Here is a 7,842-nt window from a genome sequence, read left to right as displayed (position 1 = left end):
CCATCCTTCGGAATGCTCCGCAAACGACCGCTCTCTTGGTCGATTGGATATGCCGAGGAAACCTCGGCATCCCTCAACCGCTTTTTCCCCTATCCAAGGGGAGGCTTTAAACCAGAATTATTTAATTATTAATTATTAATAATTAATAATTGGGTAATAAAGATTTGATATGTTGATTGAACCTCCCTAAAACTTGTACTGTAGTTTGACCACTAATTCCCCGATTGAGAAAATTAAAATTCTCAAAATATGCTGGTGAATTCCAAGATAAAGCACGAGAATCTCCAAAAAAAACAACCTTTTTATGATAAGAATTTAGAGTCTGATTTTGATGAGTATCAAGAGGATAATAATTGATACCTAAAGGGTCTAATGTCTGAGAGTTTAATCGTAAATAATAATTTTTAGCAATGTAAAATAATAGGAGATTCAGTGTTACAGAAACTAATACAATTATTGATAAAAAAATAATTATTAGTTGGTTATTGTGCATAATTCAAAAACGCTAAAATTAAAGTTAAACTAAATAGGGTTTTAGGAGTCAGGAATCAGAATAAATGGGAATTTATAGAGGAGCTAGCACTAATAATTGTTCCTTGATTTTTCCTTTGTTTGCCTAAAATGCTAAATTTTTGCAGCTTTATAGACTTAAAAGCTGGCAATTTTTTCGACCTAAACAAGCTAGACTTTATATTTGTAAATGTTTTGAGAGTTAATCAGCAAGCGCTAAATGCTAACAATAATTACTAGAAGAAAAAAATGATAAAATTTCACCTAGAGAAAAAAATACAGTAACTTTTTAACAATTTAACAATATAACGTTTCTCAGTTTAATGAGGTACATATATCTTGATGTTGTATTCTATTCCCTATTCCCTAAAACCAAATAATTTTGTACCTCACAAGCATGGGAATTGCTATATACAATATAGTAGTATTCAACAATTGAGAATTGAGAATTACCTCTGCTTGAAAAGAAGAGGATTGACGAACAGGAAAATTGTTATTTATTATCCCCTTAAAAGGAGAGGATTTAAACCACAATATTTCGGTAATAATGTTACTAGACTTGATATAACTTCTCCCCTACTCCCCACTCCCCTACTTAATAAAATGAGGCAAAAATGACAAAATTCAACCTAGAGAAAAAAAGACCATTTCTCTTCCTCCCCTAGAAAATGGAGATAGCCTTACCTCCTTAGAATTTGAGCGACGCTATAGTGCTATGCCACACCTGAAAAAAACCCAACTTATTGAAGGAAAAGTTTATATAGCTTCACTATTAAGATTTGAACCCCACGCCGAACCTCATGCTAATCTTATTGGTTGGTTATGGAGTTATAAAATTGCTACTCCAAACGACCGCTTTTTCTACATTAATGGATAGGCTTTATAACTTAATTTTTCGGTAATAAATTTTAACTTCTGACTTCTGACTTCTGACTTCTGACTTCCTAACCAGTGGTTAGTCCGTAGTGAAAGGTACTATAATCTACCACAAATATTATATGTAGATTTGGAGGGGAGTCTCGGTGACTAAAACCCATTCATCCGATGCCACTCCTGAATATAGGTGGCAAGAAAATATAGAAAATCAATTTAAGAGTAGTAGATGGAATTCTAATTTACTACGACGTTTTACAGTAACCATAACTTTACTCACCCTAACTGTTGGATGTATACCCACTCAACAATTTAAAAGCCAAATATCTCCTACCTCAGAGAAAAATTATATCCCAATTAATAATTGTGATTTAACTTCAGACAAAGAAAATAACTCTCAAATTTCTCTCGTTTCTCAAAATTCCAATTCTACTCAATGTGCTAGTATTGATCCTTTTAGTCAAGCAGTTAGGTTTGCTACAAAAGCTGCAAATTTAGCTCAGTCTGCTAGAACTAAACAACAGTGGGATAGAGTAGCACAAGAGTGGGTACAGGCAGTAGCTTGGATGCAAGCGGTACCGCCAGGGAACCCCAGACGTGCTTTTGCTGAGAAAAAGGTTACTGAATATATGAGAAACCTAGCTTACTCTCAACAACAAGCTGCTTCAGCTCCCTCTCAGTTTAACCCTGTTTCTTTCAATAGTAATATTCTTGATACTCAGTTAAAACTTTATCTGTCTTACGTTGCAACTGTAGGTACGCCAGATATTTTAATTGTGGGGAGTTCCCGCGCTTTATATGGAGTCGATCCTCAAAAATTACAACGATATTTAGTTAATAAAGGTTATCCTCAGTTAAATATTTTTAACTTTGGTATTAATGGTGCTACTGCTCAAGTAGTAGACTTTCAACTGCGGCAACTTTTAAATTCTAACCAACTGCCAAAATTAATTATCTGGGCAGATGGAGTACGAGCATTTAATAGTGGGCGAGTTGATCGAACTTATAATTCTATTGTTGCTTCTGAGGGAAAAAGATTACTACTTTCCGGCATTCGTCCCCAGTTACCTCAAGCTCAGTCTAACTTTCCTTCTACCTGTTATAAGTTTCCCAAACCTTTGAATATCTTTTCACCTACTCGCAACTTTCCTGGGGAGACAATAGAGGTTAACTATAGCACTACTAAACCAACTAAATATACAAAATATTCCTATAAACCCATAAAGCAAAGTTCCTCAAACTCAACCCCCAATACCCAATACTCCACTCAACCTATACAAACCGTAGCGATCGCCAATGCTGCTGATGCCATTGATGCTAATGGGTTTCTTCCAGTAGATGGCCAGTTTAACCCTTCCTATTATTATCAAAGAAAACCTTATGTGGCAGGGCTTTACGATGGGGACTATGCACGTTTTTATCTTGGAGGTACTCAGGCGACAGCTTTAAATTCTGTTGTTAATTTTACTAAATCTCGAAATATTCCTTTAGTTTTTGTTAATTTACCTCTATCTGATAGTTATTTAGACTCTGTACGTTGGTCTGCCGAACAAGAATTTCATGGATGGATGCAACGTCGGGCAAGAGAAAATGGTTTTAAGTTCCTGAATTTTAATTTGTATCAACCCCAACTAGCCAAAAATAAATATTTCTTCGATCCGAGTCATCTTAACCGTTATGGAGCAGGTGCTGTAGCTCGTTATCTTGCTGCTACTGCTGGAATTTATTGGCCACGTTGATAGAAGTCAGAAGTCAGAAGTCAAAAGTCAAAAGTTATAGAGAATCCGGATGATTAGTTATTGTAAGTCATTGCGACTGGAACTGAGTGGAAGGAAGCAATCTCAGGGGTTGCGCGAGATTGCTTCCTATCGTCGCAATGACGATTTTTCAGCCTGATGCCATATCATATCAAATCCAGTTGAATACTTATTATATGGTTGGGGGGATGGGGGGATGGGGAGATGGGGAGATGGGGAGATGGGGAGATGGGGAGATGGGGAGATGGGGGGATGGGGAGATGGGGAGATGGAGATCAACCCCTAACCACTCTCCAGTGGGGAATTTAGCGAGATATCTATTAAAGTAATTGAAAAAATTATCAAGATATATCCTATGACCAGATTCTATGTGCAATTAACCGGATTTGATATCAGAAGTTAAATTTATAGTCCATTAGTGGTGTGACACGCCTGAAATTTGGCAATAGAAAGGGCGGGTTTATTTTTCGGGCTTAATTACATCAACATTAAATCAGCACTTATATCATGTCCAGATAATTAGTGATAAAAAAACTTTCTGATTTTTATACTTTCTTTCTCCTCTCTTCCCTCCTGACTCCTGACTCCTGACTCCTCCCTCATTTATTTATAACTATTCAACCGGACATGATATTACGCATGAGGTACGAAAAACTAGGGTTTGAGACAGTTCGTAGTAGGGCTTCAGCCCGAACTGTAGATAGGGCTGAAGCCCTACTACAAACCATATACTTTATTACAAGTGATTATCCAAACATGATATTGCTTCCTTGCAGTTCGTTCCAGTGGCAATGACTTCGGTAAGAAATATCTATAATGTCCAGCAAAGTCTGAGAATTTACCATCGCTTCTTCGACTTTGTTGCACTAGCTCTAGAAATAAGTCAGCAAACGCACTGACATTGATATGTTTCTACCAGAAATAACGTAAGTGATAGCACTTATTTTACCTGCCGATTTTTAGAATTTGAGATTAATAAAAATTTTGTTTTTTATATAAAATCCGCCATAAAATAGCACTTTTTACTTATTGCTAAAATCCTTATTTATTCTGGTATTAAGGTTGGCTTGACTATCCTAATAGAGACCCTGTATAAACCGGATTTAACATAATAATTCCAGGAATATTGGTATATTTTTTTTGTCCATCAGACATTATCTGGGTCATAAATCAACGAAAATAAGGCTATTTTTTAGTCAAAAACGTGATGAGTTGTAGTTGTATCTACTGACTAACTAATAAATATGCTTTCCCATAAAACGATGAAAGTTAAGCAGAGTAATGGTTAAGATGTTATCTCTTAAGCCTCTTTCAAATTCATGTAAATCTTTACCGTTTCTTCACCTATTCGCCTATCTGCGCTGGTTATATTAGGGTTAATGAGACAAAAAACAAACACACACACACAACCAATGAAAACAACTAAATTCTTAACTAGCGCATTCGTTTTAGGTTCCATCGCTTTAGGTACATTAGGTCAGGCAAAAGAAGCAGCAGCAGCCAACATTGTAAATACTTACCTAGCAGATGAAGCTGTTTCAGATGAATATCACAGTGCATATTATGGTAGTAATCCTCATAACCACGCTTTCTGGCTACCTACACTATTCTCAGGAGGTGGTAACGACGATTTTGTTTTAGATGGTGATGCTGAATTGAACCTATACGACAATGATACTATTAATTTCTCGGGCACAATTGTCTCAGAGGTATATGCAGATAAAAAATTGGACTTTGATATTTGGTTTAATCATAAACCCGGACATAATACGCGCAAACTAGAATTGAATCGGAATAATCCCTATAATACTGTCGTTGATTTTAATACTTGGGAATATTACAACATTGATAGTAGTAAGTCTACATTAACTGAGGTCGGAGATTGGTATGAAGGTGAAGACCAAGAGGTATTCTCTATCAGGAATAAAAGTACTCAACACATAACCCAATTTGGTAAAGGAGCTAGCGGTAAGAATGTAAACATGGGTTTGTCTCAGTGGTTTTATATAACAGATGAACAGGGTGAAGTCAAAGGGAATGATGTAAGGACATACCATGGTGATATCAACATTGACCTTATTGAGACAGAAGTAGCTGGTGGTTATCTGAGTGAGAGCACTCCCGAACCTGCAACAATGAGTCTTCTAACTCTCGGTTTATTGGGAACTGGAATGGGTGCATTAAAGCGCAAAAATAAGTAATTGACTCTCATCTTTACCACGCAAATGATGCAAACATTAGCATTCCATTCTCCCAATATTAGGGAACTTCCATCGCTTCCACCTCTAATCCGTTATTCAATTCAACTTCAACTCCACAGCACTTATCAGGGTTAACTACTTGAATAGAATAATGATGAACATATCTTCTGAATGATTTCAGAATGACTAGAGGAATAAGAAAGCAAACTTGGTAAATAGTGGTATTATATCATGTCCAGTTGAATATAAGTCAATTGTGACTGAAGGGAAGCAATCTCAAAAACCTTGAGATTGCTTCTTTGTTGTTGTTTGTAGTTGGGCTTTAGCCCGATGAATGTAAGGGGCTAAAGCCCAACTACGAGCCTTTTCTACCACAAGTGTTGATAATTTGAGCGATCGCTTATACAGAGGAGCAAGATGCTCCCACTGGCCAACAATTGAATCTTGATCGAAAAAATAGGTCTCCAGTATCAGATTCGACTGAGGACTAATTTTTACTGTTTAAGTTCCAGAAATTAATCAATTCTTTCTCATATCAAATCCGGATGATTAGTTATTATAGTCATTGCAATTGAAACGGAGTCGAAGGAAGCAATATTAGGGGTTGCGCGAGATTGCTTCCTATCATCGCTGCGGAAAACTTTTCAAGCAGATTCTATATCCAACCTTTGTAGGTATGTTTCATAGAACGTCCCTACTCAAGTTAATATGTAATATTATGTCCGGATAATCAGTGATAAAAAAGTTTTTGTTTGTAATAGGACTTTAGCTCCTCAAATTGCTCGGGCTAAAGCCCTACTACGAGCTTTAATTATAACTATTCAACCAGACATAATATAAATTGATAATTTTCTGAGTATTCTAATTATGACTCAATCAAATGATAGTGGAACAGTTGAACAGATTGTTAATACAGTAATGGGGGTGAAAACTGAAGATAAAAATCAGTCTCTAGAAAGAAAAATCGTTTCTACAAAAGAGCTAGATTTAAAAGCCCTTTCAATTTATAAATTAGGAACCATTCTGCAAATAGGAATAATTATTCTCGCTTTCTGGGGAATGGAAAAATTAGTAATTTTAATTGATAATTCCCCCTCTTTACCCAATTGGTTAAGCACCGTATTTGCCGGACTATTTTTTACATTATTGAGTATTCGTTCCCGAATTTTTTCGCCCTTAGACAATACCCGTACCAGCAAAACTTATGATAGTATTGTCAGACCAAAATGGGCACCTCCACCTTTAGCTTTTCCCATAGTTTGGATGACAATTGCAGTTTTACGAGTTATCTCTTCTCTATTAGTTTGGCAGCAGATGAATCAACAATTTTTAGTGCTTCCTTTAATCGCTTTTGCAGTACATCTTGCTTTAGGAGATACTTGGAATACTATCTTTACTGTAGAACAAAGATTAGGTGCTGCTGTTCCTGTAGTTATTTTCGGTCCTTGGTTATCTGCATTAATAGTTACTATATTTTACTGGCAAACTAATCCTATAGCTGGAATGATTTTAGCTCCTTCTTGTGTGTGGTTAACTGTAGCTGTTGTATTAGTATTTAGGATTTGGCAATTGAACGGCAAAGAGCCATTATATCCATTGAAATTAACAGTTAGGTGACATACTCCCACACTAAGCTGACGCTATAGTGTGGGCTTCTCGCTTCACAGTCCTGCTATTGCATCGGACTCCACGAGCTTTAAGAACGGAATGCCCTGCCGCTCTATTTTTTATATTTATCGCTGCATTTACATCGCGGTCGATAACAATACCACAATGCGGACAAGAATGAATTCTTTGGGATAATTCTTTAGGAACTTTTTCTCCACAAATTGAGCAATCTTGGCTAGTATTTTGAGGATTCACCGCTATAGTTTTTTGTCCAGCATTCCCAGCTTTGACAGTCAAAATAGTCAGAAATTGTCCCCATCCAGCATCGTTAATTGACTTACTCAATTTGCTTTTTGCCAGCCCTTTAATATTTAAATTTTCGTGGGCAATAACATCAGCTTTTGATAATAATTCATTGGCTGTTTTAAAATGAAAATCTTTCCGTTTATCAGCTACCTTTTTATGTTGTTTGGCTACTGCTTTGACGGCTTTTAACCATCTTTGACTACCTTTTTTCTTCTTAGATAAACGTTTTTGTAGAGTCTTTAATCGTTTCTGAGATTTTCGATAATATTGAGGAATTGTAACGGATTCTCCTGAGCTTGTCACCAAAAATTTCTTCAGTCCCATATCTATTCCCAGAGTATTTTCTGATGTAGGTTTGACTTCAGAATTTAACAAGGGAACTGATTTATCTTCCAAAGACAAAGTTACATAATAGCAATCCGCTTTACGGCTAATTGTGACGGTTTTCACTCTTAAACCATCTGGCAATGGTCAATGTTGAATAAACTTTACCGAATAATTATTAATTATTAATGATTAATTAAATAATTCAGGTTTAAAGCCTCCTCTTTCAAGAGGAAAAAGCGGTCGAGGGATGGCGAGGTTTC

General features: G+C 36.2%; 7 protein-coding genes. 5 read left to right on the top strand and 2 right to left on the bottom strand.

Translation table 11 applies throughout. The annotated features are described in order from the left end of the window. Positions 1-142: 142 nt before the first annotated feature. Positions 143-493, bottom strand: coding sequence for an SGNH/GDSL hydrolase family protein (locus tag ACP6PL_RS06445; protein WP_426543727.1), 351 nt, complete (start codon positions 491-493; stop codon positions 143-145). Between the two features lie 732 nt (positions 494-1,225). Between ACP6PL_RS06445 and ACP6PL_RS06440 the strand changes: the two genes are divergently transcribed. The 5 genes from ACP6PL_RS06440 to ACP6PL_RS06420 all read left to right on the top strand — a co-directional run bounded on the left by ACP6PL_RS06440 (position 1,226) and on the right by ACP6PL_RS06420 (position 6,958). Beyond that, the gene (locus ACP6PL_RS06440) at positions 1,226-1,387 is read left to right on the top strand and encodes a hypothetical protein (RefSeq protein WP_426543725.1); all 162 of its coding nucleotides are present in this window, start codon (positions 1,226-1,228) and stop codon (positions 1,385-1,387) included. Between the two features lie 145 nt (positions 1,388-1,532). Next, positions 1,533-3,122 carry a hypothetical protein gene (locus ACP6PL_RS06435; protein WP_426543723.1) on the top strand — a complete coding sequence of 530 codons (1,590 nt, stop codon included), beginning with the start codon at positions 1,533-1,535 and terminating at the stop codon, positions 3,120-3,122. A 137-nt stretch (positions 3,123-3,259) separates the two neighbouring features. Continuing rightward, on the top strand, positions 3,260-3,469 hold the full coding sequence (locus ACP6PL_RS06430) for a hypothetical protein (RefSeq protein WP_426543721.1): 210 nt from the start codon (positions 3,260-3,262) through the stop codon (positions 3,467-3,469). Between the two features lie 1,083 nt (positions 3,470-4,552). After that, a complete protein-coding gene (locus ACP6PL_RS06425; protein ID WP_426543719.1) occupies positions 4,553-5,341 on the top strand; it encodes a PEP-CTERM sorting domain-containing protein in 789 nt (262 codons plus the stop codon). Positions 5,342-6,208: 867 nt separating this feature from the next. Then, positions 6,209-6,958: a TspO/MBR family protein gene (locus tag ACP6PL_RS06420; RefSeq protein WP_426543717.1), complete on the top strand. Its 750-nt coding sequence runs from the start codon at positions 6,209-6,211 to the stop codon at positions 6,956-6,958. Between the two features lie 12 nt (positions 6,959-6,970). Here the strand turns inward: ACP6PL_RS06420 and ACP6PL_RS06415 are convergent, their stop codons facing one another. Beyond that, the gene (locus ACP6PL_RS06415) at positions 6,971-7,723 is read right to left on the bottom strand and encodes an RNA-guided endonuclease InsQ/TnpB family protein (RefSeq protein ID WP_426543715.1); all 753 of its coding nucleotides are present in this window, start codon (positions 7,721-7,723) and stop codon (positions 6,971-6,973) included. Between the last annotated feature and the right edge of the window lie 119 nt (positions 7,724-7,842).

The organism is Dapis purpurea BLCC-M126, from assembly GCF_050015975.1.
In the GTDB taxonomy this organism is placed as follows: domain Bacteria; phylum Cyanobacteriota; class Cyanobacteriia; order Cyanobacteriales; family Microcoleaceae; genus Trichodesmium.
This window is presented reverse-complemented; position numbering and strand designations above follow the sequence as displayed.

Coding starts and splice junctions, on each gene's coding strand:
- ACP6PL_RS06445 (WP_426543727.1), bottom strand. CDS start 493: ATGCACAATAACCAACTAATAATTATTTTTTTATCAATAATTGTATTA.
- ACP6PL_RS06440 (WP_426543725.1), top strand. CDS start 1,226: ATGCCACACCTGAAAAAAACCCAACTTATTGAAGGAAAAGTTTATATA.
- ACP6PL_RS06430 (WP_426543721.1), top strand. CDS start 3,260: ATGACGATTTTTCAGCCTGATGCCATATCATATCAAATCCAGTTGAAT.
- ACP6PL_RS06425 (WP_426543719.1), top strand. CDS start 4,553: ATGAAAACAACTAAATTCTTAACTAGCGCATTCGTTTTAGGTTCCATC.
- ACP6PL_RS06420 (WP_426543717.1), top strand. CDS start 6,209: ATGACTCAATCAAATGATAGTGGAACAGTTGAACAGATTGTTAATACA.